Raw genomic sequence first — 21,623 nt, forward strand, 5'->3', positions numbered from 1 at the left:
GGAGCGAGCATGAGCCAAACGGGCGATACGCGCGGCACGGCCCCCGTGCTGCTGCGGCTATCCAACGTCGAAGTGGTCTACGACAAGGTGTTCCTGGCGATCAAGGGCGTCTCGCTCGAGATCCGCGAAGGCGACATGGTAGCGCTGCTCGGCGCCAACGGCGCCGGAAAGAGCACCACGCTGAAATCGGTGAGCGGTCTGCTCGCGCCCGAGCGCGGCGAGGTGACCCGCGGGCACATTGAGTTCGCCGGGCGCGATCTGGGCACGATGCCGGCACCGCAACGGGTGCATCTGGGCATCGCCCACGTACTCGAGGGGCGGCGCGTCTTCGGGCATCTCACGCCGGAGGAGAACCTCGTCGCTGCCTACCGCGGGCGCGACCAGCGCCGCTACCTGCAGCTGCGCGACATGGTCTATGGGTACTTCCCGCGCTTGGTCGAGCGCGCGAGGTCGAAGGCGGGCTATCTCTCGGGCGGCGAGCAACAGATGCTCGCCATCGGCCGGGCGCTCATGACCGAGCCGAAACTCCTGATGCTCGACGAGCCGAGCCTGGGGCTCTCGCCGCTCTTCGTCAAGGAGATCTTCGGCATCATCCGCACCATCAACGAGAAAGAGCGCATGAGCGTGCTCCTCGTGGAGCAGAACGCCGTGGCGGCCCTGAACGTGGTGCAGCACGCCTACGTCGTCGACCAGGGGCGCATCGTGATGGAGGGCAGCGCCGCGCTGCTGCGCCAGAATCCCGACATCCAGGAGTTCTACCTCGGCGGCAGTCATGCCGTCGATTATCACAACGTCAAGCACTATCGCCGGCGCAAGCGTTGGCTCGCCTGAGGAAAGGCGCGGCTCTTGCCGCGCCTCCTCCTTACTCCCGGTCGGGCAAGCCGATCATGGTGGCCGTCATCAGCGCCACCTGCTCGCGGCCATCCTCGCGCTCCATCCAGCCTTCGCCCAGACATACCGTGAGGGTACGCCCGGCGCGCACCACGCGCCCCACCGCCACCAGGCGATCCCCCCTGGCGGGTGCGAGCAGGTTGGTCTTGATCTCCACCGAGAGCACGGCATGGCCGGGCGGCATCAGCGAATAGGCGGCATAGCCCAGCGCGCTATCGAGGATGGTAATGACGACCCCGGCGTGCAGGAAACCGTGCTGCTGCGTCAAGTCGGCGCGAAAGGGGAGCACGATCTCCACTTCGCCCGGTTCGACGCGGGTGAGCTCGGCACCGAAGGTCTGCATGACGCGTTGGCGGGCGAAATTGTCGCGCACGCGGCGCACGAAGTCGGGATCGACAGGGGTGAATGGCATGGAATCCTCCTTGGTCGTGAATCGGACTATTCTGATCGTGGGGTATGGAATAGTGTAACGGAGTTTGACAGCATCGGCCGACGTGCTTTAGAATCCGCGGGATTTTCTGCAGGGGGTGGTCGCCGTGGGCTCCGGCCTGATGCGTCTGGCGGCGTGGCAACTCGTTGCCGGGGTTCTCGCCGCGCTCGCGGCTTGGGGCTTGGCCGGCGAAGCAGCAGGGCGATCGGCGGCGATCGGCGCGTTCTCGGTCTGGTTGCCCAATGCCGCGTTCGCCGTCTATCTGACGATGCGCGCGCGGCTCGGCACTCCCTCGGCAGTCGGTTTCCTGGTCGGCGAGCTGTTCAAGATCGCCGCCGTGGTGATGTTGCTGTTCGCGTTCGTGCGCCATGTCGGTGTACAGAGTTGGCCGGCGTTGATCGTCGGCCTGGTCGTGACGCTGCAGGCAAACATCGCCGTTGCTGGATTTTTACGCAAAATCTGAGGGAAAGGCATGACTGCTAGCGCACACGGACCGACGGCGTCCGAATACGTCGTTCATCACCTGACGCACCTCAATACCCTGGGTGGACCGCAGAAGCACATCGTCGACTTCTCGGTCTTGAACCTCGACACGCTGTTCTATTCCATCGTTCTCGGCGTGCTCACCGTCTACCTGCTCTACCGTGCGGCGAAGAAAGCCACCTCCGGCGTGCCGACGCGCTTTCAGGCCGCCGTGGAGATCCTGGTCGAGATGGTCGCCGACCAGGCCAAAGGCGTGATCCACAGCGCCGAGTCGCGCAAGTTCGTGGCCCCGCTCGGGCTCACCGTCTTTCTGTGGATTCTCTTCATGAATACCATGGACCTGTTGCCGGTCGACCTGCTGCCCCGCATCTGGGAAGGGGTCTATGCCGCGATGGGCGGGGATCCGCACCACGCCTACATGCGGGTGGTGCCTACGGCCGACGTCAATGCCACCCTGGGCATGTCCATCGGCGTGCTCCTCATCTGCCTCTATTACAACGTCAAGATCAAGGGATTCGGCGGCTGGTTGCACGAACTCTTCACCGCGCCCTTCGGCAGCCATCCGGTGCTCTATCCGATCAACTTCCTCATGCAGATCATCGAGTTCCTCGCCAAGACCCTGTCGCACGGGCTGCGGCTCTTCGGCAACATGTACGCGGGCGAGCTCATCTTCATCCTGATCGCGCTGCTGGGCGGCACCGCCACCGTGCTCGGCTTCGTCGGTCACGTGCTCGCCGGCACGGCATGGGCCATCTTCCACATCCTGATCATCGTCCTGCAGGCGTTCATCTTCATGATGCTGACGCTGGTGTATGTGGGGCAGGCCCACGAAGGGCACTGACCGGATGCGGCGGCGGGGGAGATTCTTCCGCCGCCGTTGGTCATGGGCAAACGGTGTAGAATCGCGCTTTTCTTTTTTTGTCATCAACCACTAGGAGTCGTCATGGAAAACGTTCTGGGTCTCGTCGCGCTCGCCGCTGGTCTCATCATCGGTCTCGGTGCCATCGGCGCCTGTATCGGTATCGGCATCATGGGATCGAAATACCTCGAAGCGTCCGCCCGTCAGCCCGAGCTGATGAACGCGCTGCAAACCAAGATGTTCCTGCTCGCCGGTCTGATCGACGCGGCGTTCCTGATCGGCGTCGGTATCGCGATGATGTTCGCGTTCGCCAACCCGTTCCAGCTCTGATCCTCGGAGTCGTGAACGCCCATCCGTTTTTTCATAGGGGGCAGACGTCGTGAATTTGAACGCAACCCTCATCGCCCAGCTGGTGGTGTTCTTCATCCTCGGCTGGTTCACGATGAAATACGTGTGGCCGCCGATCGTCAAGGCGCTCGACGAGCGTTCGGCCAAAATTGCGGAGGGGCTGGCGGCGGCCGACAAGGCCAAAGCGGATCTGGCGCTCGCCGAGAAGAAGGCCGTCGAAGAGCTGCGCAAGGCGCGCGAGGAGGCAGCCCAGCTGCGTGCCGCCGCCGACAAGCAGATCGCCAAGCTGATGGAAGAGGCCCGCGCAGAAGCGGCGCGTCTCATCGCCCAGGCGCGCGAAGCGGCCGAGCAGGAGGCGCGTGCCGCCGTCGAGCGGATCAAGGATGATCTGCGCGAGGAAGTCGCCCGGCTCGCCGTTGCCGGCGCCGAACGCATCCTGCGCCGCGAGATCGACGCCAAGGCTCACGCCGAGCTCTTGGCCAACCTCAAACAGGAACTCGTCTAAGCCATGGCCGAAAAAGTCACCATCGCTCGCCCCTATGCGGAGGCCGCGTTCTCGCTGGCGCTGGGGGCCGGGGCGCTGGAGGCCTGGTCGCAAGCGCTGGAGCGGCTCGCCGCCCTCGTCACCCTCGACGAGGTGCGTAGTGTCCTGCTCGATCCCAAGGTCGACGACGACAGCAAGGCACGCCTGCTCCTCGATCTCGCAGGGGCCGACCAGCCCTTGCCCGAGGCGGTGCAGAACTTCGTGCGGTTGCTCGTGCAGAACGACCGCGTGCTGCTCCTGCCCGAGATCCATGCGCTGTTCGTCGCCCGGAAGAACGATCACGAAGGCGTCGCCATTGCCAAGGTCACGAGTGCATTTCCGCTCGACGATGCGGCACGGGAACGCCTCAAACAAGACCTGGAAGCCCATTTCAAGAAAAAGCTGCAACTCGAAGTCACCGTCGATCCGGAGCTGATCGGAGGGGTGCGGGTGCAGGTGGGCGACGAAGTGATCGATGCTTCCGTACGTGGCAAGCTCGCGAACCTGGCCGCTGCGCTCAAAATCTAGGAGTCATTCGATGCAACTCAATCCCTCTGAAATCAGCGACCTGATCAAGAGCCGGATCCAGAACCTGCAGCTGTCCGCCCAGGCCCGCAACGAGGGCACCGTGGTGTCGATCGCCGACGGCATTTGCCGTATCCACGGCCTGGCCGACGCGATGCAGGGTGAAATGCTGGAGTTTCCCGGCAATACCTATGGGCTCGCGCTCAACCTCGAACGCGATTCGGTCGGCGCCGTGGTGCTCGGTGACTTCGAGCACATCTCCGAAGGCGACACGGTCAAGGCCACCGGCCGCATCCTCGAAGTGCCGGTCGGTCCCGAACTGCTCGGACGCGTGGTCAATGCGCTGGGTCAGCCGATCGACGGCAAGGGTCCGATCGAGGCCAAACTCACCGACAAGATCGAAAAAGTGGCCCCGGGCGTCATCTGGCGTAAGTCGGTGTCGCAGCCGGTGCAGACGGGCCTCAAGGCCGTCGATACGATGATCCCGATCGGCCGCGGACAGCGCGAGCTGATCATCGGCGACCGCCAAACCGGCAAGACCGCGGTGGCCGTCGACACGATCATCAACCAAAAAGGCCAGAACATGTACTGCATCTACGTGGCGATCGGGCAGAAAGCCTCGACCATCGCCAACGTGGTGCGCAAGCTCGAAGAGCACGGCGCGATGGAGTACACCACCGTCGTGGCCGCCTCGGCCTCCGAATCTGCGGCCATGCAGTATCTGGCCGCCTATGCCGGTTGCACCATGGGCGAATACTTCCGCGACCGCGGCATGGACGCCCTCATCATCTACGATGACCTGACGAAACAGGCTTGGGCCTATCGCCAGATTTCGCTCCTGCTGCGTCGTCCGCCGGGGCGCGAGGCTTATCCGGGTGACGTGTTCTACCTGCACTCGCGGCTGCTCGAGCGTGCCGCGCGCGTCAACGAGAAATACGTGGAGAACTTCACCCAGGGCGAGGTCAAGGGCAAGACCGGTTCGCTCACGGCGCTGCCGATCATCGAAACGCAGGCCGGTGACGTCTCCGCCTTCGTGCCGACCAACGTGATTTCGATCACCGACGGTCAGATCTTCCTCGAAACCGACCTCTTCAACGCCGGTATCCGTCCGGCGGTCAACCCCGGCATCTCGGTGTCGCGGGTGGGGGGCGCGGCCCAGACCAAGGTCATCAAAAAGCTCTCGGGCGGTATCCGGACCGACCTCGCCCAGTATCGGGAACTGGCGGCGTTCGCCCAGTTCGCTTCCGACCTCGACGAGGCCACCCGCAAGCAGCTCGAGCGCGGTCGCCGCGTCACCGAACTGCTGAAGCAGCCGCAATACTCGCCGATGAACATCGCGCAGATGGCGGTGTCGCTGATGGCGGTCAACAACGGCTTCTTCGACGACGTTCCCGTGGAAAAAGTGCTGGCGTGCGAGCATGACATGCACCAGTACGTGGCGCAGCAGCTGCCCGAGGTCATGGAGCGCATCCTGAAGACGGGTGAGCTCTCCGCGGAAGACGAACAGCGTCTCAAGGATGCGATCGCCGCGTTCAAGAAATCCTGGGTCTGAGCGTACGGGCGACGATCACTAGGAGAAACGGGATATGGCCGGTAGCAAAGAGATACGGGGCAAGATCAAGAGCGTGCAGAACACGCGCAAGATCACCAAAGCCATGGAAATGGTGGCGGCCTCCAAGATGCGCAAAGCCCAGGAGCGGATGCGGACGGCCCGTCCCTACGCCGAGAAGATCCGTCGGCTTGCCGCAAACCTGTCGCACGCCAACGTCACCGAGTTCCGTCACCCCTTCCTCATCCAAAAGGAGCCGGTGAAGCGGGTCGGGCTCATCCTCGTGACGACCGACAAAGGGCTGTGTGGTGGCCTCAACACCAACATCCTGCGTCATACCGTCAACACCATGAAGTCCTGGGAAGACGGCGGGGTCGAGGACATCCGCGTGGTGGCGATCGGCAACAAGGGCTTGGGATTCATGCAGCGCATCAAGGCCAACGTCGTGGCCCAGCGCACGCAGCTTGGCGATGTGCCGCACCTCGACCAGCTCATCGGCCCGGTGCGCGTGCTGCTCGACGCCTATAACGCCGGTGAGATCGATGCGGTGCATCTCGCCTACACCCGTTTCATCAATACGATGAAACAGGAACCGGTGGTCGAGCAGCTGCTGCCGCTCACCGGTGAGCGGCTGGGGGCGCCGGAGCACGCGTGGGATTACCTCTACGAGCCCGATCCCCAGACGGTCATCGAAGAGCTGCTGGTGCGCTACATCGAAGCGATCGTCTACCAGGCGGTGGCCGAGAACATGGCCTCCGAACAGAGCGCCCGAATGGTGGCGATGAAGGCGGCCTCCGACAACGCGGGCAACGTGATCAAGGAACTGCAGCTCGTCTACAACAAATCGCGGCAGGCGGCGATCACGAAAGAGCTCGCCGAGATCGTCAGCGGCGCGGCGGCGGTGTGACGAACAATGCACAATCGAGGAAACACACGATGACAACGGGTACGATCGTTCAATGTATCGGCGCGGTGGTGGACATCCAGTTCCCCCGCGACGCAATGCCGAAAATCTACGAAGCCTTGAAGCTCGAGGATACGAGCGAATTCGCCGAGACGGGGCTCACCTTCGAGGTACAGCAGCAGCTGGGTGACGGCGTGGTGCGTACCATCGCGCTGGGTTCGAGCGACGGGCTGCGCCGCGGGATGCGGGTGCGCGCCACGGGTGCGCCCATCTCCGTGCCGGTTGGTACGGGGACCTTGGGGCGCATCATGGACGTGCTCGGCCGTCCCATCGATGAGGCCGGTCCGATCCAGGCCGACGAATATCGCTCGATCCACCAGAAGGCGCCGAAGTTCGACGAGCTCTCCCCCTCGGTGGAGCTTCTCGAGACGGGCATCAAGGTGATCGACCTCATCTGCCCCTTCGCCAAGGGGGGTAAGGTGGGTCTGTTCGGCGGTGCCGGCGTGGGCAAGACCGTCAACATGATGGAGCTCATCAACAACATCGCCAAGCAGCACTCGGGTCTGTCGGTGTTCGCCGGCGTGGGCGAGCGCACTCGTGAGGGCAACGACTTCTACCATGAGATGCAGGAGTCGAACGTTCTCGACAAGGTGGCGATGGTCTTCGGCCAGATGAACGAGCCCCCGGGCAACCGTTTGCGCGTGGCGCTCACGGGTCTCACCATGGCGGAGAAGTTCCGCGACGAAGGGCGTGACATCCTCTTCTTCGTCGACAACATCTACCGCTACACGCTGGCCGGTACCGAAGTGTCGGCCCTGCTCGGGCGGATGCCCTCGGCGGTGGGTTATCAGCCGACGCTTGCCGAGGAGATGGGTAAACTGCAGGAGCGGATTACCTCGACCAAAGTGGGTTCGATCACCTCGATCCAGGCGGTGTACGTGCCGGCGGACGACCTGACCGACCCTTCGCCCGCCACCACCTTCCTCCACCTCGACTCGACCGTGGTGCTGTCGCGCGACATCGCTGCGCTAGGGATCTATCCGGCGGTCGATCCGCTGGATTCCACCTCCCGTCAGCTCGATCCGCTCATCGTGGGCGAGGAGCACTATTCGGTGGCCCGCGCCGTGCAGGCAACGCTGCAGCGCTACAAGGAATTGCGCGACATCATCGCCATTCTCGGCATGGACGAACTCTCGCCGGAAGACAAACTGGTGGTGGCCCGTGCGCGCAAGATCCAGCGTTTCCTGTCGCAGCCGTTCCACGTGGCCGAGGTGTTCACCGGCAGCCCCGGCAAGTTCGTGCCGCTGAAAGAAACGATCCGCGGCTTCAAGATGATCGTCGAGGGGCAATGCGACGACATCCCCGAGCAGGCGTTCTACATGGTCGGCACCATCGACGAGGCGATGGAGAAGGCCAAGAAACTGCAATGACGGTTCCGGCTGCCGTCACCCGACGGCGGCCGTGATCGCGCGCCGCGGTCTCTTTGCCGCAGCGCGTTCGACGAGGGGATGCATACATGGCGATGACCGTACATGTCGACATCGTGAGTGCCGAGGAGCAGGTGTTCTCGGGGCTTGCGGAGCTGGTCGTACTGCCTGGAGAATCGGGCGAATTGGGGGTGCTGCCGGGGCATGCGCCGCTGCTCACCCGTATCCGTCCCGGGGCGGTGCGCATCAAGGTGCCGGACCATGACGAACCGGAGATCATTTTCGTCGCCGGGGGATTGCTCGAAGTGCAGCCGGGCCTGGTGACGGTGCTTGCCGACACGGCGATCCGTGGCCGGGATCTGGACGAGGCGCGGGCGATGGAGGCCAAACGCCGGGCCGAAGAGGCGCTCGCGAGCCAGAAAGCGCAGATCGACTATGCCCGGGCGCAGGCCGAGCTCATCGAGGCTGTGGCGCAGTTGCAAACGATCGAGCAGATCAAGCGCATGAAGAATCGCGTGGGCGGACCTTGATCCGTCCGACGATCCACGTGAAAAAGGCCGCTGCGTGCGGCCTTTTTCACGTCTGGCGTCCTTGCCTTTCCAGCCGCCCGATTCGTTGACGCAGGACGTCGAGCTCGCGGAGGAGCTCTGCCGTTTCCGCTCGCAGTCGTTCGCTCTCGGCGCGGGTGGCGAGCAAGCCCTCTTCTTCTTTCAGCGCTTCGATCAGATTGCCGCCGATCGCCTCGCCGGCGTTGCGCAGGGCGGCGAATGCGGCGCGCAGCAGGGCGAAGAAGCGCAGACCGAGGATGGGGCCGAAACGCTCGGCGAACCAGTGCTCCAGGGTGGGGGCGGGTTCGGAGAACGCCTTGGCGAGCAATTCGGCGATTGTCGCTTCGCCTTCGACGTGGGTGCGTATCGACGATTCGCGATCGAGCAGCCGGCGGCGGAGGAGCTCGTCGAGCCGTAGCCGAATGGTCACGGCCGGCGGGGCGATGGCATCATCGGGCAGCAGCCGGCCGTCTGTGGCGATCTTCAGCCCCAGCGGGGGTAGGGGCTCGACCTCGAGGCGCACTGCGGCGCCCGCGTGGGCGGCGAGCCGCTCGCGCCACCAGGGGACTTCGTCGAGGTGGCGGTCGAGCGCCGCCGTGAGCACCCCTTGCCACATGGTTCAGGCCACCGGTTGGATGCCGGCAAGGCGCCAGCCGCCGCCCTCGCGCGGTTTGACGAGGTGCCAGTACTCGGTGAAAGGCTGCGGCGGGGCATCGCGCGACTCGCGCAGGCTGCCGGAGAATTCGACCGTGGCGACGTAGTGATCTCCCTCGAGGGTGAGATCGACGAGGCGCGCTTCCAGCATCACGACGTCGGTTTTCTCGCCGGGAGTCTGTCCGCCCTGGCGACGCAAGTCGGCGAGCAGCTCGGGCGTGACGAGGGAGGCAATGGCTTCCCAGTCGCCCCGATCGTGCGCTGCTTGCAGCTCGACGAAGCGTCGTTTGGCTTCGGTGAGGAAGGCGGCTTCGTCGATTTGGCTGCGCAGATCGTCTGCGTTGGCAGCGGCGGCGGCAGTGGGCATGGCGGGAGTGCTCGCCGTGGGTTCACTCATCGTGCGCTCGGTCGGGCCGGCGTACGCCGGCTCGGGCGCGCGCCGTGCGCCGGCGAAGCGACGAAAGAGGGTGACGATCACGACGGCCAACAGCACGAGGAGCAGCAGCGAGCCGAATTCTTCGCCCATGCCGAAGTGGTGGAAGAGCGCCGCCAGTCCCAGACCGGCGGCAAGCCCGGCAAGGGGGCCCAACCAGGAACGTTTGGGCGCGGGCTGCGGGGCGGGTGCGGGCTGCGGGGCCGGCGCCTGGCGTTGCGCGGGAGCGGGCGCTGGTGCCGGAGTGGCAGGGGCGGTCGGCGTGGCGGGTGCCGGGCGGGGGGCGACGGGAGACGACGGGGTGATGTTGCGCTGCATGCCACCCCCCATGCCGCCGCCGAGGCGTTTGGCTTCGGCCTCGCCCGGGAAATTGGCACAAGCGAACAAGGCGAGCAGGAGCACGAGGAAGGATCGCTTCATGGGACCTCCGTTAGGGGTTGGATCTCACAGTTTGCGACCGACGTGCAGGGCGACCACGCCGGCGGTGAGGTTGTAATAATCGACTCGGTGAAAGCCGACGCGTTCCATCATCGCCTTGAGGGTTTCCTGGTCGGGATGCACACGGATCGATTCGGCGAGGTAGCGGTAACTTTCGGCGTCGTGGGCGATTTTTTCGCCCAACCAGGGAAGCACCTTGAAGGAATAGAGGTCGTAAGCGGGGGAGAGCGGCGCCCAGACGCGGGAGAATTCGAGCACGAGGAGCCGTCCTCCGGGTTTGAGCACGCGGTGCATCTCGGCGAGCGCTGCCTCCTTGTGCGTCATGTTGCGCAGGCCGAAGGCGACGCTCACACAATCGAAACGGTTGGAAGGAAAGGGGAGCGCTTCGGCGTCGCACTGCGCCGTGGGCACCAGCAGCCCCTCGTCGAGGAGCCGGTCGCGGCCGCGTGCGAGCATGGCACCGTTGATGTCGGTGAGCCAGACTTCACCGGCGTGGCCCACGCGCCGGGCGAAGGCCAACGTCAGATCGCCCGTGCCGCCGGCGATGTCGAGCACCTTGTCGCCGCGGCGCACACCGGAGACGGCCACGGTGAATTTCTTCCACAGCCGGTGCAGGCCGAGCGACATGAGGTCGTTCATCAGGTCGTACTTGCCGGCGACCGAGGAGAATACCCGGCCGACGAGGCGTTTCTTTTCGGTCTCGGGCACCTTGCGAAACCCGAAGTCGGTGACCTCGTTCATGGCGTACGCGTGCCTCCGCAGCATCGATGCGAAACGCCCATGATAACGCATCGAGCCGCGGGGCGGAAAAATCAGCCGAACCGGCCCGTGATGTAGTCTTCGGTCTGCTTGTGGCGCGGCTGCACGAAGATCTGGTCGGTTTCGCCGAATTCGACGAGTTCCCCCAGGTACATGAAGGCGGTGTAGTCCGACAGGCGGGCGGCCTGCTGCATGTTGTGCGTGACGATGGCCACCGTGTACTCTTCCTTGAGCTCGGCGACCAGCTCTTCGACCTTGGCCGTGGAGATGGGGTCGAGCGCCGAGGTGGGTTCGTCGAGCAGGATCACTTCGGGTTTGACGGCGATGGCCCGGGCGATGCACAGGCGCTGCTGCTGTCCCCCGGAGAGCCCCAGGCCGCTTTGCTGCAGCTTGTCCTTGACCTCATCCCACAGGGCGGTCTTCCTGAGGGCCCATTCGACGCGAGCCTCCATCTCCGCCTTGTCGAGCTTTTCGTACATGCGCACACCGAAGGCGATGTTCTCGTAGATCGTCATGGGGAAGGGGGTCGGTTTCTGGAACACCATGCCGATGCGGGCACGGATGGCGGCGACGTCGATCTGGGGATCGAGCAGGTTGCGGCCATGGAAGAGGATCTCGCCCGTGGCACGCTGCTCGGGGTAGAGCTCGTAGATGCGGTTGAAGGTGCGCAGCAGCGTCGATTTGCCGCAACCCGAAGGGCCGATGAAGGCCGTGATGCGTCGCTGGGGAATGTCGAGGTGGATGTTCTTGAGCGCCTTGTAGCCGCCATACCAGAAGTCGAGGCCGCGCACGCGCAGCACGGCGGGCGGGGCGGGTTCGGCGGCGGCGGGAGGGTCGGGGCGTTCGGTGGGCAACAGGACGGTATCGGACATCGTTTTTTCCGAATCGAGGACTCAGGTGGAGGAGGTACCACGTGCCTGCAGCCAGCGCGCGAGCAGGCCCAGGGCGAGGATGAAGACCATGGCCACGAAGGCGCCGGCCCAGGCGAGTTTCTGCCAGTCGGGGTAGGGGCTCATGGCGAATTGGAAGATCACCACCGGCAGGCTGGCGATGGGCTTGTCGAGGGCGGTGCTGAAGTAGGGACTGTTGAGCGCGGTGAAAAGCAGCGGTGCGGTCTCGCCGCTGAGGCGCGCGAGCGCGAGCAGGATGCCGGTGAGGATGCCGCGCGAGGCGGCTTTCCAGCTGATGTGGACCACCATGCGCCAGTAGGGGATCCCCAGGGCCACGGCCGCTTCGCGCAGGGCGTCGGGCACGAGGCGCAGCATTTCGTCGGTGGTGCGCACCACGACCGGAATCATGATGAGGGCGAGCGCCACGCCGCCGGCGAGTGCCGAGAAGTGCTTGAGCGGCGCAACGAGCAGGGTGTAGGCAAAGAGGCCGATGACGATGGAGGGGGCGCTGAGCAGGATGTCGTTGAGAAAGCGTACGACGGCCCCGGCCATGGGATGACGGCGCGCGAATTCGCCCAGCCACGTGCCGGCGAGCAACCCCACGGGGGTGCCGATCGCCAGCGCTACGGCGAGCAATTCGAGGCTGCCGACGAAGGCGTTCCTCAGCCCGCCGCCCGCTACGCCCGGCGGCGGCGTGTCTTTGAGAAAGAGATCGGGCGAGAAGGCTTCGAACCCCCGCTCCAGGGTGGTGAGCAGGATCCACACCACCCAGAAGACGCCCAGCACCGTGAGGAGCGTCATCGACGTCATCATCACGCGGTCGAGCCGGCGGCGTCGGCGTGGCAGCGGATTGTCCGGTCCGTCGAGGCCGTTCATGCCGGTTTTCCTTTGGCGAGTCCGTCGAGCCGCAGCAGGAGGAGTTTGGCGAGCGCGAGCACGACGAAGGTGATGAGAAAGAGCACCAGACCGAGCGCCAGGAGCGAGGCGCGGTGCAGTTCCGTGACCGCTTCGGTGAATTCGTTGGCGATGACCGAGGCGATGGAGGCTCCGGGTAACAGCAGGCTCGGCGGGATCTCGTTGGTGTTGCCGATGATGAAGGTCACGGCCATCGTCTCGCCCAGTGCTCGCCCCAGGCCGAGAAAGATGCCGCCGATGACGGCGCTGCGCGTGTAGGGTAGTACCACGCGGCGCACCACTTCCCAGCGCGTCGCGCCCAGGGCGTAGGCCGATTCCTTGAGCGCGGCCGGGGTGAGGAGGAAGACGTCGCGCATGATGGAGGAGATGAAGGGCAGGATCATGACCGCGAGGACGACGCCGGCGGTGAGCAGCCCGATGCCCAGAGGCGGTCCGCGAAAGAGGGTCCCGATTCCCGGGATCTGCCCCAGGGTGGCGGAGAGCACCGGTTCGAAACGGGCGAACCAGGGGGCGAAGACGAGCAGGCCCCACATGCCGTAGACGATGCTGGGGATACCGGCGAGGAGCTCGATGGTGGTGGCGAGCGGCTGGCGCAGCCAGCGCGGCGAGAGCTCCGAAAGGAAGACGGCGATGGCGAAGCTCACCGGCGTGGCGAGAACCAGGGCGATCGCCGAGCTCACCAAGGTGCCGTAGATGAAGGGCAGGGCGCCGAAGCGCCCGGCCACGGCGTCCCAGGAGGAGTCCCACAGGAATCGCGGCCCGAAGGTGCGCCACACCGGCCAGCTCTCGAGGACGAGGGCGACGAGGATGGCAAAGAGGGTGGCGGCCACGATCAGGGCGAATCCGCCGGTGAGGCGGGCGAAGCGCTTGTCGCCCGTGTCCCGGCGCCGGGGGGCCAGGGTGGCTGGCCCCTGCTGCGATGCGTTCATCGTTTGCGTCGTCACGCTCACGGCTCGATGCCCAGCTTGTTTTTCCAGTAGGTTTCGATCGCTTTGACCGTGCTCTCGGGCAGGGGGCCGTAGGAGAGCGATTCGGCGACGTCACGCCCTTTCTCGAATCCCCAGCGGAAGAAGCGCAGCACTTCGCGGTTCTTCTCGGCCGGGGCGTCCTTGCGCAGCAGCTGCCAGGTGGAACCCGCGATCGGCCAGGTTTCGGCGCCGGGCTGGTCGGTGAGAAGCACGTAGAAATCTTTGGCCTTGGTGAAGTCGACGTTGGCCGCGGCTGCCTGGAATGCCTGCAGGCTGGGGCTCACCGTCTTGCCGTCGCGGTTGACCAGGCGCACGTAGTTGAGCTTGTTCTCGAGGATGTAGGCGTATTCGACGTAGCCGATGGAGCCGGGCAGGCGGCCGACGTAGGCGGCGATCCCCTCATTGCCCTTGCCGCCCACGCCGGTGGGCCAGTTGACCGAGGTGCCCACGCCCACTTTTTCTTTCCACTCCGGGTTTACCTTGCTGAGGTAGTCGCAGAAGGTGAAGGTGGTGCCCGAGCCGTCGGAGCGGTGTACGACGGTGATGTCGGTCGCGGGCAGTTTCACGCCGGGGTTGAGGGCGGCGATGGCCGGGTCGTTCCACTTCGTGATCTTGCCCAGGAAGATGTCGCCGACTACCGGGCCGCTGAGCACGAGTTCACCCGGCTTGACGCCCTCGAGGTTGACCACGAGATCGACCCCGCCGATGGCGGTGGGAAACTGGATGAGCCCGGCGCGTTCGAGCTCGTCGGAAGGCAGGGGCATGTCGGTGGCGCCGAAATCGACCGTGCCGGCCTTGATCTGGGCGATGCCTCCGCCGGAGCCGATCGATTGATAGTTGATGCGCACGCCGGTTTCTTTCTCATAGGCGGCGGCCCACTTGGTGAGCAGGGGGTAGATCCAGGAGCTGCCGGCACCCGTGATCGTCACCGGATCGGCGGCGTGCGCCGGGGCGGCGAACGGCAGCGGGATGAGCGCGGCGGCAAACACGGCCGGCAACAGGCGGGTGAGACGGCGGCGAACGGGATTCATGGCGTATCTCCTCGAGCGATGGATGCGAGGCGCCATGGTAGGGAAGTAATGTGACAGGGATGTGACAAATCAGCGCATGAGGGCGGTGCGTGTGTCCCTGTGTCTCATTGGTTCGATGAGGTGGTCGTCGCGGATCGGAACGACGACAAGGGATATGACGAATCGTCGCTGTATTCGGCGGAATGATTGCCATCGCCGTCGTGGCCTATGCTTCGAGCAGGTTGCAGCTGCCGCTCGTTCTGGGTTCGTTCGGCGCAAGTTGTGTGCTACTTTTCGGCTTTCCCGACAGCCCTTTTTCCCAGCCGCGTAACGTGATGGGCGGACATCTGCTCGCTTCGCTCGTGGGACTGGTGTTCTTGCGCCTGCTGGGGAATGCCTGGTGGAACATGGCGCCGGCGGCGGGCTGCGCCATCGCCGGGATGCAGCTCACGCGCACCGTTCATCCGCCCGCCGGTTCGAACCCGCTCATCGTCATGCTCTCGGGGGCGTCGTGGAAGTTTTTGATCACACCGACTCTGTGCGGGGTGCTCGCCCTGGTCGGGGTGGCGTTGATCGTCAATAATCTGCGCACGGGGCGGGCGTATCCCAAATACTGGTGGTGAGCGGGCAAAGGGGCGCTCGATGTGGCGAGGCGCCCCTTTGCTTTTTCTACGTCAGGCCGTGGCGCAGCAGTGACTCTTTTCCTCGGTTTCGACGAGCCGCCGCAGGCCGTCGCGGCCGACCGGCTCTCGGGCTAACCACGGAATCAGCACGCAGCGGCCGCGTGTGTGTTGCTGTACGCGGCGGATGAAGGGCAGTTCGTAGGCGGCGCGTTCGGCAAGGCACGGATGGCGCGTGCTGCTCGCGAGCAGCGACTGGTTGATCACCCAGCCGAAGGGGTGGATGCCGGCGCGCTCGAGGTCGGCTTCGAGCGCCTCGGCTTCGGAAACCGGCGTGGATTCCGGTAGGGTGACGATGCAGACGTGCGTGAAGTCGGGGTCGCGCAGGCGCGGCAGCAGTTCGCGCACCGCTTCGGGCAGGTCGCCCTGGGTGCGCAGGACTTCGCGGTGGTAAGCCTCGGTCGCGTCGAGCAACAGAATGGTGTGGCCGGTAGGTGCCGTGTCAAGCACGACGAAACCGGAGGTACCGCCGGCCACGGTGTGGGCGAAGGCGCGGAAGACGGCGATTTCCTCGGTGCAGGGCGAGTGTAGGTCTTCTTCCAGCATGGCGCGCGCCTCTGGCGTGAGGTCCTTGCCCTTTTGTTCGAGTACTTCGGCGGTGTAACGGGCGAGTTCGGCAGCCGGGTCGATGCGCGTCACCGTGAGGCCGGCGGTTTCGCCCGCGAGCGCGTCGGCAAGGTGCGCCGCCGGGTCGGTGGTCGACAAGGTGACTTTCTTGCCGCGCTCGGCGAGCGCGAGCGCAATCGCCGCAGCCACCGAAGTCTTGCCCACGCCGCCTTTGCCCATAGTGAGGACGACGCCGTGATCCTGGCGGGCGAGTTCGTCGATAAAAGCGGACAAGCCTGGCGGCAGGTCGGTGACTTCCGGCAGTGTGACCGGTCGGCAGGTGTTGGGCGATGTGCCGTCGAGCAATTGCTGCAAACCGGCAAGCCCGGTCGTACCGCGCGGCAGGAAGGGCAAGGTGCTTTGCGGCAGGGCGGCGAGTCCGGGTGGGATGGTGGCAAGCGCCGCGGCGTGGCGCTCGGCCATGGCATGGGCGATGGCATCGTCGCCGGTTTCGTCGGCGAAGAGGCCGTTGATCACCAGACGCAGGTTGCGGATGCCGAGTTCTGTCAGCTCGACGCGGGTGCGCTCGGCCTCGCGCAGCGCAGCGCGTTCGGGGCGGCTGACGAGCACCAGGGTGGTCTCGGCCGGATTGCCCAGCCGGGCGACCGTGGCGGCGTAGCGTTCGCGCTGTTGCTGTAGCCCGGCGAGTGGCCCCAGGCAGGAGGCGCCGCCCGGGGCGGATGCGATGAATTCATCCCAGGCGCTCGGCAGGGTGAGGAGCCGCAGGGTGTGACCGGTAGGGGCGGTGTCGAAGATGATGTGGTCGAAGCCGGCGGTGGCGGCTGAGTCGGCCAGGAGCCGTGCGAATTCGTCGAATGCGGCGATTTCCACGGTGCAGGCCCCGGAAAACTGCTCTTCCATGCTCTGGATGGCCGCCTCGGGCAGGATGCCGCGGTAGGGTGCGACCATACGCTCGCGGTAGGCCGCCGCCGCGGCGCGCGGGTCGAGATCGAGCGCGAACAGGCCCGGCGCCTCCGCGATCGGGGTCGGGGTATGCCCGACCGGTGTGCCGAGCACCTCGCTCAGGTTGGAGGCCGGGTCGGTGCTGACGATGAGCACTTTCTTGCCGCGCTGCGAGAGGGAGAGGCCGGTGGCGCAGGAGAGCGAGGTCTTGCCGACGCCGCCCTTGCCGGTGAAGAAGAGGTAGCGCGTGTCGATGGTGGGCAGGTTCATGGTGGCGGATTCCTTGTTGGCGTTCAGCAGCAGCTTTTGCCCTGGCCGGCGGCGGGTTGAGCGGCGCAGCAGGTGCCGCTTGCCGGGGCGTCGGTGGCGGAAACATCGGTCAGGCCGAGTTTTGCGGCCAACGCGTGGCGATCGGGGTAGGCGCCGCTGGCGAGCAGTTCGCCGTCGAGAAAAACGGCCGGCAGGCGGTCGTTGCCCTGCTGCAAAAGCGCCAGCACGCGCGGATTGGTGGCGAACGCGGCGGGGTTCTGGCCGAGGTTGTAGCGTTCGACCGTCACGCCGTGCGCTTCCAGCCACTTGAGATCGGCGGCGAATTGCGCGAGCGCCGGGTCGACATCGACGCCGCAGACGCCGGTCGAGCAGCACAGGGCGGGGTCGAAGACTTCGAGTTTGGGCATGATGGAACTCCTTGGGTTCGAGGGAGGTTTGCCTGCCGTCGCCGGTGGGCAGGGGTCGTGGCTTACACCGTGCGGTGTTCGTACCAGCCGCGTGAGAGACGCACGAATTTCACGACGAGCAACATGGCCGGCACTTCGATCAACACGCCCACCACCGTGGCGAGCGTCGCACCGGAGGCAAGGCCGAACAGACTGATGGCCGTGGCCACCGCCAGTTCGAAGAAGTTGGAAGCGCCGATCAGGGCCGACGGGCAGGCGACGGCGTGGTCCTCGCCCAGGGCGCGGTTGAGACCGTAGGCGAGTGCGGCGTTGAATGCGACCTGTACCACGATGGGAATGGCTAACAGTGCGATTACCAGAGGCTGCGCGAGGATGGCCTGCCCCTGGAAGGCGAAGATCAGCACCAGGGTGGCAAGGAGCGCCGCGGTCGACCACGGTGCGATGCGGCGCATTGCCGCGGCAAAGGCCGCCTCGCCGCGTTGCATGAGCCTTTTGCGCCAGAGTTGGGCGAGGATGACCGGAATGACGAGGTAGAGGAGCACCGAGACGATGAGCGTCTGCCACGGCACCGTGATCGCCGATAGGCCGAGCAGAAAACCGACGAGCGGCGCGAAGGCAAAGACCATGATGAGATCGTTGACGGCCACCTGGGTGAGGGTGAACAGCGGGTCGCCGTCGGCGAGCCGGCTCCAGACGAAGACCATCGCCGTGCACGGCGCGGCGGCGAGCAGGATGAGCCCGGCGAGATAGGCATCGATTTCGCCGGCCGGCAGCCACGGGGCAAAAAGCTGGCGAATGAAGAACCAACCGAAGAATGCCATCGAAAAGGGTTTGACCAGCCAATTGACGAAGAGCGTCACGCCGATGCCGCGCACGTGGCGGCGCAGGTCGTGCAGGGCGCTGAAATCGACCTTCACCAGCATCGGGACGATCATTACCCAGATGAGGAGGCCCACCGGCAAATTGACTTCGGCCACCGTGCAGCGGGAGAGTGCCGCGAACACCTCGGGCAGCGCCTGCCCCAGCCCGATGCCGGCGCCGATGCACAGGAGCACCCAGAGCGTGAGATAGCGTTCGAAGGATCCCAAAGGCGAGGCGGGAGCGCTCATGGACGGGCTTCTCGTTCAGCATCCAGAGCCTGGCGAACGGCAGGCACCAGCCGGGCACGGATTTCGTCGCGCACTTCGAGGAAACGCGCGAGCGGCTGCCCCATCGGGTCGGGGAAGGCAACGTGCAACCGTGGCACCGGACGCGGGAAGACGGGGCAGGATTCCTTGGCGTCGTCGCAGACAGTGACGACGAGGTCGACCGCTTCGTCGAGCACGGTGTCGAGGGATTTTGGCACGAGCCCATCGGCCGGCAGGCCGGCGAGGCGCAGCGCGGCGAACACTTCGGCCGGCACTTCGTTCGCCGGCTGGGTGCCCGCCGAGATCGCCCGCACCGCGGGAGCGAGGTCGTGCGTGAGAATGACTTCTGCCAGTTGCGAGCGGCAGGCATTGTGCGTGCACAGCACGAGCACGGTCTTCGTCATCGTCATGTTCCTTGGGGCGCAGGGAGGGTCGTCGGAGGGAGTTTTTCGTTTGGTCCGGTTGCCGCCCCAGAGAGGCAGGCGACCCCACCACAGCAGTTCTGCGTGAGGAAAGCGATGAGTTCGTCCATCGTCTCGTAGGCGGCGGTGTAGCGCAGATACCGCCCCTCTTTGTGCCGGCGGATCAAACCGACCCGTTTGAGGTGCGCGAGGTGGAAGGACAAGGTGGCGGGGGGCAGGCCAAGCGCTTCACCGAGCTCGTTCGGATAGCGGCCCTGCGGCCCAGCTTCGACGAGCAGGCGGAAGATGGCAAGGCGCGTTTCGTGCCCCAGCGCGGCGAGGAGTTCGGCAGCAAGTAACGTTTCCATATTTTCATTATTGTTGAAGTATGGAATGATGTCAAGCATGCGATACCCGAAAAACCGTTCACCGGCTATGCTGAGTCGACCAGGCGGTCGATGTGCCCGGCGCAGATGTGGAGGGAGGGGCAATGAACGGGGAACGAAAAAAGGCAGGGGCGTGGGACGTCTTGCTCGTCTTTCTACGGTTGGGACTGACGTCGTTCGGCGGACCGATCGCGCATCTGGGGTTTTTTCGCGAGGAATTCGTCGTGCGTCGATGCTGGCTCGACGAGCGGGCATACGCCGATCTGGTGGCGCTGTGCCAGTTCCTGCCGGGGCCGGCGAGCAGCCAGGTGGGGATGGCGCTGGGCTATCTGCGGGCCGGCTACGGCGGGGCGCTCGCCGCTTGGCTCGGATTCACCCTGCCTTCGGCCGTGGCGATGATCCTGTTTGCGCTGGGGGTGACGCGCCATGCCGAGGCGATTCCAGCGGGGGCGTTGCACGGTCTGAAAGTCGCGGCGGTGGCGGTGGTGGCGCAGGCGGTGTGGGGCATGGCGCGTACGCTGTGCCCCGATGTGCGTCGCGTGACGCTGATGACGGCGGCGACCTGTTGCGTCGCGCTCGCGCCGTTCGCCTGGGTGCAGGTGGCGGTGATCGGGGTGGCGGGCGTGATCGGCCTGGTGCTGCTGCCGGGGCGGGACTTGTCGGTGCCGGCGTCGTTGCCGATCACCATGCGGCGGCGGACCGGTCTGTTGTGGCTCACGCTCTTCGCCGCGCTGCTCGTGGCCTTGCCGCTGCTGGCCCGCTTGGCCGCGGACCCCGCGCTCACGCTCGTCGACGCGTTCTACCGCGCCGGCTCGCTCGTCTTCGGCGGGGGGCACGTGGTGCTGCCGTTGCTGCAGGCGGAGACGGTGCCGCGCGGTTGGGTAGACGCGCAGACTTTCCTTGCCGGCTACGGGGCGGCGCAGGCGGTACCGGGGCCGCTCTTCACGTTCGCGGCTTTTCTCGGCGCCGTGCGTCAGGTGCCGCCGGCGGGCTGGGAGGGTGGTCTGCTCGCGCTCGGGGCGATCTTTCTTCCTTCCTTGTTGCTGATTTTCGGCGCTTTGCCGTTCTGGGCGCGGTGGCGTCATCTCGGATGGGCGCAGGCGGCGCTCGCGGGCATCAATGCCGCCGTGGTCGGCATTTTGCTCGCCGCGCTCCATCAGCCGGTGTGGACGAGCGCGATCCTGCGGCCGCAGGATTTTTGCCTCGCGCTCGTCGCGTTCGTCGCTCTGCTCTTCTGGCGCGTGCCGCCTTGGGCGGTGGTCGGTGGCTGCGCTGTCCTGGGTGGAGTGTTGGGGTGACGGAACGGTTGCGGCGAGGTGCCGTTGACATCACCATGTAACCTGACGTGCTTACCCTGCCGCCGTCGTCCCGTTGGGGACCCGTGCCGCAGGAGCCGTCATGACCCTTGCCGTTGCCGTACAACATCAGCGCGCCGTCTTGCCGGCGCTCGGTCGCTATGAACTGGCGCTCGCCGCGAGCGAGCTCGACGTGTATGAGGCGCAGCGTTTGCGCTACCGCGTCTTTCACGACGAGCTCGGGGCGCGTCTGACGAGCCGCATTCCCGGGCTCGATTGTGATTTCTTCGATCCGTATTGCGAGCACCTCATCGTACGCGACCGGGTGGAGCAGCGCGTGGTCGGCTGCTACCGCGTGCTCACACCGGAAGGGGCCGAACGCGTGGGGGGGTTGTATTCGGAGCAGGAGTACGACTTGGTACGGCTCGACTCCTTGCGCGAGCGCATGGTGGAGGTGGGACGGGCCTGCATCGCGCCGGGGCATCGTCACGGTGGGGTGATCGCGCTGCTCTTCGCGGGGCTGGCGAGTTATCTGGACGTGCGCGGTTACCGTTATCTCTTCGGCCTGGCCTCGGTGCCGCTGCATGGCGGGATCGATGCGGTTCATGCCCTGTTCGCGGCGCAGTGGGCGGCGCACGCCGCGCCGATCGAATACCGCGTCACGCCGCGCCAGCCGCTGCCGGAAGTCGGGGGGGCGGCGCTCGTCGAACCGGCGCCTTGCCCGGCGCTCCTCAAGGCTTATCTCAACGCGGGGGCGTGGTTGTGTGGCGCGCCGGCGCTGGATGCGGATTTCCAGTGCGCGGACGTGCCGGTTCTGCTGTCGGCCGAGCGCATTTCGCGGCGCTATGCGCGGCATTTTCGGACAGAGGTGGAGGGGATCGCTTCCGGGCGATGAGCGGCGTTTTTCGGTGGTCCATCCTTGCGGCAGGCAGGATGGGGCTCATCACGTGAGGGCCTTTCAATGATATTTAGATCGTCTTTGACATGAGTATAA

At 65.6% G+C, this 21,623-nt stretch carries 26 protein-coding genes; 13 read left to right on the forward strand and 13 right to left on the reverse strand.

The annotated features are described in order from the left end of the window. Positions 1-9 precede the first annotated feature (9 nt). Positions 10-831 carry an ABC transporter ATP-binding protein gene (locus H607_RS0110445; protein WP_083962026.1) on the forward strand — a complete coding sequence of 274 codons (822 nt, stop codon included), beginning with the start codon at positions 10-12 and terminating at the stop codon, positions 829-831. 31 nt (positions 832-862) lie between these two features. On the opposite strand, the gene H607_RS0110450 is transcribed toward H607_RS0110445, so the two are convergent. Beyond that, positions 863-1,303 (reverse strand): PaaI family thioesterase, encoded by a 441-nt coding sequence (locus H607_RS0110450; protein ID WP_028875392.1) that lies wholly within the window; start codon positions 1,301-1,303, stop codon positions 863-865. A 139-nt stretch (positions 1,304-1,442) separates the two neighbouring features. On the opposite strand from H607_RS0110450, the gene H607_RS12695 reads away from it, so the two are divergent. The 9 genes from H607_RS12695 (at position 1,443) to H607_RS0110495 (ending at position 8,469) form a co-directional block, all read left to right on the forward strand. Beyond that, the gene (locus tag H607_RS12695; RefSeq protein ID WP_211218552.1) at positions 1,443-1,784 is read left to right on the forward strand and encodes an ATP synthase subunit I; all 342 of its coding nucleotides are present in this window, start codon (positions 1,443-1,445) and stop codon (positions 1,782-1,784) included. 9 nt (positions 1,785-1,793) lie between these two features. Continuing rightward, the gene (gene atpB / locus H607_RS0110460) at positions 1,794-2,645 is read left to right on the forward strand and encodes a F0F1 ATP synthase subunit A (RefSeq protein WP_028875393.1); all 852 of its coding nucleotides are present in this window, start codon (positions 1,794-1,796) and stop codon (positions 2,643-2,645) included. Between the two features lie 102 nt (positions 2,646-2,747). Next, the gene (atpE, locus tag H607_RS0110465; protein ID WP_028875394.1) at positions 2,748-2,993 is read left to right on the forward strand and encodes a F0F1 ATP synthase subunit C; all 246 of its coding nucleotides are present in this window, start codon (positions 2,748-2,750) and stop codon (positions 2,991-2,993) included. A gap of 49 nt (positions 2,994-3,042) precedes the next feature. Further along, positions 3,043-3,516 carry a F0F1 ATP synthase subunit B gene (locus H607_RS0110470; RefSeq protein ID WP_028875395.1) on the forward strand — a complete coding sequence of 158 codons (474 nt, stop codon included), beginning with the start codon at positions 3,043-3,045 and terminating at the stop codon, positions 3,514-3,516. A 3-nt stretch (positions 3,517-3,519) separates the two neighbouring features. Further along, a complete protein-coding gene (locus tag H607_RS0110475; RefSeq protein WP_028875396.1) occupies positions 3,520-4,062 on the forward strand; it encodes a F0F1 ATP synthase subunit delta in 543 nt (180 codons plus the stop codon). Between the two features lie 10 nt (positions 4,063-4,072). Further along, positions 4,073-5,611 carry a F0F1 ATP synthase subunit alpha gene (atpA, locus tag H607_RS0110480; RefSeq protein WP_028875397.1) on the forward strand — a complete coding sequence of 513 codons (1,539 nt, stop codon included), beginning with the start codon at positions 4,073-4,075 and terminating at the stop codon, positions 5,609-5,611. A gap of 34 nt (positions 5,612-5,645) precedes the next feature. Next, positions 5,646-6,515, forward strand: a complete 870-nt coding sequence (gene atpG / locus H607_RS0110485) for a F0F1 ATP synthase subunit gamma (RefSeq protein WP_028875398.1) — start codon at positions 5,646-5,648, stop codon at positions 6,513-6,515. A gap of 29 nt (positions 6,516-6,544) precedes the next feature. Then, on the forward strand, positions 6,545-7,942 hold the full coding sequence (gene atpD, locus H607_RS0110490) for a F0F1 ATP synthase subunit beta (RefSeq protein ID WP_028875399.1): 1,398 nt from the start codon (positions 6,545-6,547) through the stop codon (positions 7,940-7,942). Positions 7,943-8,028: 86 nt separating this feature from the next. Next, positions 8,029-8,469, forward strand: coding sequence for a F0F1 ATP synthase subunit epsilon (locus H607_RS0110495; protein WP_028875400.1), 441 nt, complete (start codon positions 8,029-8,031; stop codon positions 8,467-8,469). Between the two features lie 46 nt (positions 8,470-8,515). Here the strand turns inward: H607_RS0110495 and H607_RS0110500 are convergent, their stop codons facing one another. The 7 genes from H607_RS0110500 to pstS form a co-directional block, all read right to left on the reverse strand. After that, complete coding sequence (locus H607_RS0110500) at positions 8,516-9,103, reverse strand: hypothetical protein (RefSeq protein ID WP_028875401.1); 588 nt, start codon at positions 9,101-9,103, stop codon at positions 8,516-8,518. Between the two features lie 3 nt (positions 9,104-9,106). After that, positions 9,107-9,994, reverse strand: coding sequence for a Tim44 domain-containing protein (locus H607_RS0110505; protein ID WP_028875402.1), 888 nt, complete (start codon positions 9,992-9,994; stop codon positions 9,107-9,109). Between the two features lie 24 nt (positions 9,995-10,018). Beyond that, the gene (gene ubiE, locus H607_RS0110510; protein WP_028875403.1) at positions 10,019-10,753 is read right to left on the reverse strand and encodes a bifunctional demethylmenaquinone methyltransferase/2-methoxy-6-polyprenyl-1,4-benzoquinol methylase UbiE; all 735 of its coding nucleotides are present in this window, start codon (positions 10,751-10,753) and stop codon (positions 10,019-10,021) included. A 71-nt stretch (positions 10,754-10,824) separates the two neighbouring features. After that, complete coding sequence (pstB, locus tag H607_RS0110515) at positions 10,825-11,643, reverse strand: phosphate ABC transporter ATP-binding protein PstB (protein WP_083962027.1); 819 nt, start codon at positions 11,641-11,643, stop codon at positions 10,825-10,827. Positions 11,644-11,664: 21 nt separating this feature from the next. Then, positions 11,665-12,537 (reverse strand): phosphate ABC transporter permease PstA, encoded by an 873-nt coding sequence (gene pstA / locus H607_RS0110520; protein WP_028875405.1) that lies wholly within the window; start codon positions 12,535-12,537, stop codon positions 11,665-11,667. Continuing rightward, a complete protein-coding gene (gene pstC, locus H607_RS0110525) occupies positions 12,534-13,505 on the reverse strand; it encodes a phosphate ABC transporter permease subunit PstC (protein ID WP_028875406.1) in 972 nt (323 codons plus the stop codon). Before pstC ends, pstA begins: the two co-directional genes overlap by 4 nt. Before the next feature lie 17 nt (positions 13,506-13,522). Next, positions 13,523-14,575, reverse strand: a complete 1,053-nt coding sequence (gene pstS, locus H607_RS0110530; protein ID WP_083962028.1) for a phosphate ABC transporter substrate-binding protein PstS — start codon at positions 14,573-14,575, stop codon at positions 13,523-13,525. Positions 14,576-14,736: 161 nt separating this feature from the next. On the opposite strand from pstS, the gene H607_RS12700 reads away from it, so the two are divergent. Next, entirely contained in the window at positions 14,737-15,177 is a 441-nt protein-coding gene (locus H607_RS12700; RefSeq protein WP_425426912.1) for an HPP family protein, read from the forward strand. 51 nt (positions 15,178-15,228) lie between these two features. Here the strand turns inward: H607_RS12700 and arsA are convergent, their stop codons facing one another. The 5 genes from arsA to H607_RS12705 all read right to left on the reverse strand — a co-directional run bounded on the left by arsA (position 15,229) and on the right by H607_RS12705 (position 19,316). After that, positions 15,229-17,013: an arsenical pump-driving ATPase gene (arsA, locus tag H607_RS0110540; RefSeq protein WP_028875408.1), complete on the reverse strand. Its 1,785-nt coding sequence runs from the start codon at positions 17,011-17,013 to the stop codon at positions 15,229-15,231. 23 nt (positions 17,014-17,036) lie between these two features. Further along, the gene (arsD, locus tag H607_RS0110545) at positions 17,037-17,420 is read right to left on the reverse strand and encodes an arsenite efflux transporter metallochaperone ArsD (RefSeq protein ID WP_028875409.1); all 384 of its coding nucleotides are present in this window, start codon (positions 17,418-17,420) and stop codon (positions 17,037-17,039) included. 62 nt (positions 17,421-17,482) lie between these two features. Next, the gene (gene arsB, locus H607_RS0110550; RefSeq protein ID WP_028875410.1) at positions 17,483-18,529 is read right to left on the reverse strand and encodes an ACR3 family arsenite efflux transporter; all 1,047 of its coding nucleotides are present in this window, start codon (positions 18,527-18,529) and stop codon (positions 17,483-17,485) included. Continuing rightward, entirely contained in the window at positions 18,526-18,957 is a 432-nt protein-coding gene (locus H607_RS0110555) for an arsenate reductase/protein-tyrosine-phosphatase family protein (RefSeq protein ID WP_028875411.1), read from the reverse strand. Before H607_RS0110555 ends, arsB begins: the two co-directional genes overlap by 4 nt. After that, a complete protein-coding gene (locus tag H607_RS12705) occupies positions 18,954-19,316 on the reverse strand; it encodes an ArsR/SmtB family transcription factor (protein ID WP_083962030.1) in 363 nt (120 codons plus the stop codon). The genes H607_RS0110555 and H607_RS12705 overlap by 4 nt, the downstream gene beginning before the upstream one ends. A 122-nt stretch (positions 19,317-19,438) precedes the next feature. Between H607_RS12705 and chrA the strand changes: the two genes are divergently transcribed. Both chrA and H607_RS12710 read left to right on the forward strand, forming a co-directional pair. Next, positions 19,439-20,632 (forward strand): chromate efflux transporter, encoded by a 1,194-nt coding sequence (gene chrA / locus H607_RS0110565; protein WP_028875412.1) that lies wholly within the window; start codon positions 19,439-19,441, stop codon positions 20,630-20,632. Between the two features lie 100 nt (positions 20,633-20,732). After that, the gene (locus H607_RS12710) at positions 20,733-21,524 is read left to right on the forward strand and encodes a GNAT family N-acetyltransferase (RefSeq protein WP_083962031.1); all 792 of its coding nucleotides are present in this window, start codon (positions 20,733-20,735) and stop codon (positions 21,522-21,524) included. Positions 21,525-21,623 lie beyond the last annotated feature (99 nt).

This window comes from Tepidiphilus margaritifer DSM 15129, from assembly GCF_000425565.1.
Lineage (GTDB): Bacteria > Pseudomonadota > Gammaproteobacteria > Burkholderiales > Rhodocyclaceae > Tepidiphilus > Tepidiphilus margaritifer.

Bases quoted from the DNA above. Each gene is read 5' to 3' on its own strand.
- H607_RS0110505 (WP_028875402.1), bottom strand. From the start codon at position 9,994: ATGAAGCGATCCTTCCTCGTGCTCCTGCTCGCCTTGTTCGCTTGTGCC.
- pstB (WP_083962027.1), bottom strand. From the start codon at position 11,643: ATGTCCGATACCGTCCTGTTGCCCACCGAACGCCCCGACCCTCCCGCC.
- H607_RS12710 (WP_083962031.1), top strand. From the start codon at position 20,733: ATGACCCTTGCCGTTGCCGTACAACATCAGCGCGCCGTCTTGCCGGCG.
- arsA (WP_028875408.1), bottom strand. From the start codon at position 17,013: ATGAACCTGCCCACCATCGACACGCGCTACCTCTTCTTCACCGGCAAG.
- H607_RS0110445 (WP_083962026.1), top strand. From the start codon at position 10: ATGAGCCAAACGGGCGATACGCGCGGCACGGCCCCCGTGCTGCTGCGG.
- pstA (WP_028875405.1), bottom strand. From the start codon at position 12,537: ATGAACGGCCTCGACGGACCGGACAATCCGCTGCCACGCCGACGCCGC.
- H607_RS0110495 (WP_028875400.1), top strand. From the start codon at position 8,029: ATGGCGATGACCGTACATGTCGACATCGTGAGTGCCGAGGAGCAGGTG.
- ubiE (WP_028875403.1), bottom strand. From the start codon at position 10,753: ATGAACGAGGTCACCGACTTCGGGTTTCGCAAGGTGCCCGAGACCGAA.
- atpE (WP_028875394.1), top strand. From the start codon at position 2,748: ATGGAAAACGTTCTGGGTCTCGTCGCGCTCGCCGCTGGTCTCATCATC.
- arsB (WP_028875410.1), bottom strand. From the start codon at position 18,529: ATGAGCGCTCCCGCCTCGCCTTTGGGATCCTTCGAACGCTATCTCACG.
- H607_RS0110450 (WP_028875392.1), bottom strand. From the start codon at position 1,303: ATGCCATTCACCCCTGTCGATCCCGACTTCGTGCGCCGCGTGCGCGAC.
- atpA (WP_028875397.1), top strand. From the start codon at position 4,073: ATGCAACTCAATCCCTCTGAAATCAGCGACCTGATCAAGAGCCGGATC.
- atpD (WP_028875399.1), top strand. From the start codon at position 6,545: ATGACAACGGGTACGATCGTTCAATGTATCGGCGCGGTGGTGGACATC.
- H607_RS0110555 (WP_028875411.1), bottom strand. From the start codon at position 18,957: ATGACGATGACGAAGACCGTGCTCGTGCTGTGCACGCACAATGCCTGC.
- arsD (WP_028875409.1), bottom strand. From the start codon at position 17,420: ATGCCCAAACTCGAAGTCTTCGACCCCGCCCTGTGCTGCTCGACCGGC.
- pstS (WP_083962028.1), bottom strand. From the start codon at position 14,575: ATGAATCCCGTTCGCCGCCGTCTCACCCGCCTGTTGCCGGCCGTGTTT.
- H607_RS12695 (WP_211218552.1), top strand. From the start codon at position 1,443: ATGCGTCTGGCGGCGTGGCAACTCGTTGCCGGGGTTCTCGCCGCGCTC.
- atpG (WP_028875398.1), top strand. From the start codon at position 5,646: ATGGCCGGTAGCAAAGAGATACGGGGCAAGATCAAGAGCGTGCAGAAC.
- atpB (WP_028875393.1), top strand. From the start codon at position 1,794: ATGACTGCTAGCGCACACGGACCGACGGCGTCCGAATACGTCGTTCAT.
- H607_RS0110500 (WP_028875401.1), bottom strand. From the start codon at position 9,103: ATGTGGCAAGGGGTGCTCACGGCGGCGCTCGACCGCCACCTCGACGAA.
- H607_RS12705 (WP_083962030.1), bottom strand. From the start codon at position 19,316: ATGGAAACGTTACTTGCTGCCGAACTCCTCGCCGCGCTGGGGCACGAA.
- pstC (WP_028875406.1), bottom strand. From the start codon at position 13,505: ATGAACGCATCGCAGCAGGGGCCAGCCACCCTGGCCCCCCGGCGCCGG.
- H607_RS0110475 (WP_028875396.1), top strand. From the start codon at position 3,520: ATGGCCGAAAAAGTCACCATCGCTCGCCCCTATGCGGAGGCCGCGTTC.
- chrA (WP_028875412.1), top strand. From the start codon at position 19,439: ATGAACGGGGAACGAAAAAAGGCAGGGGCGTGGGACGTCTTGCTCGTC.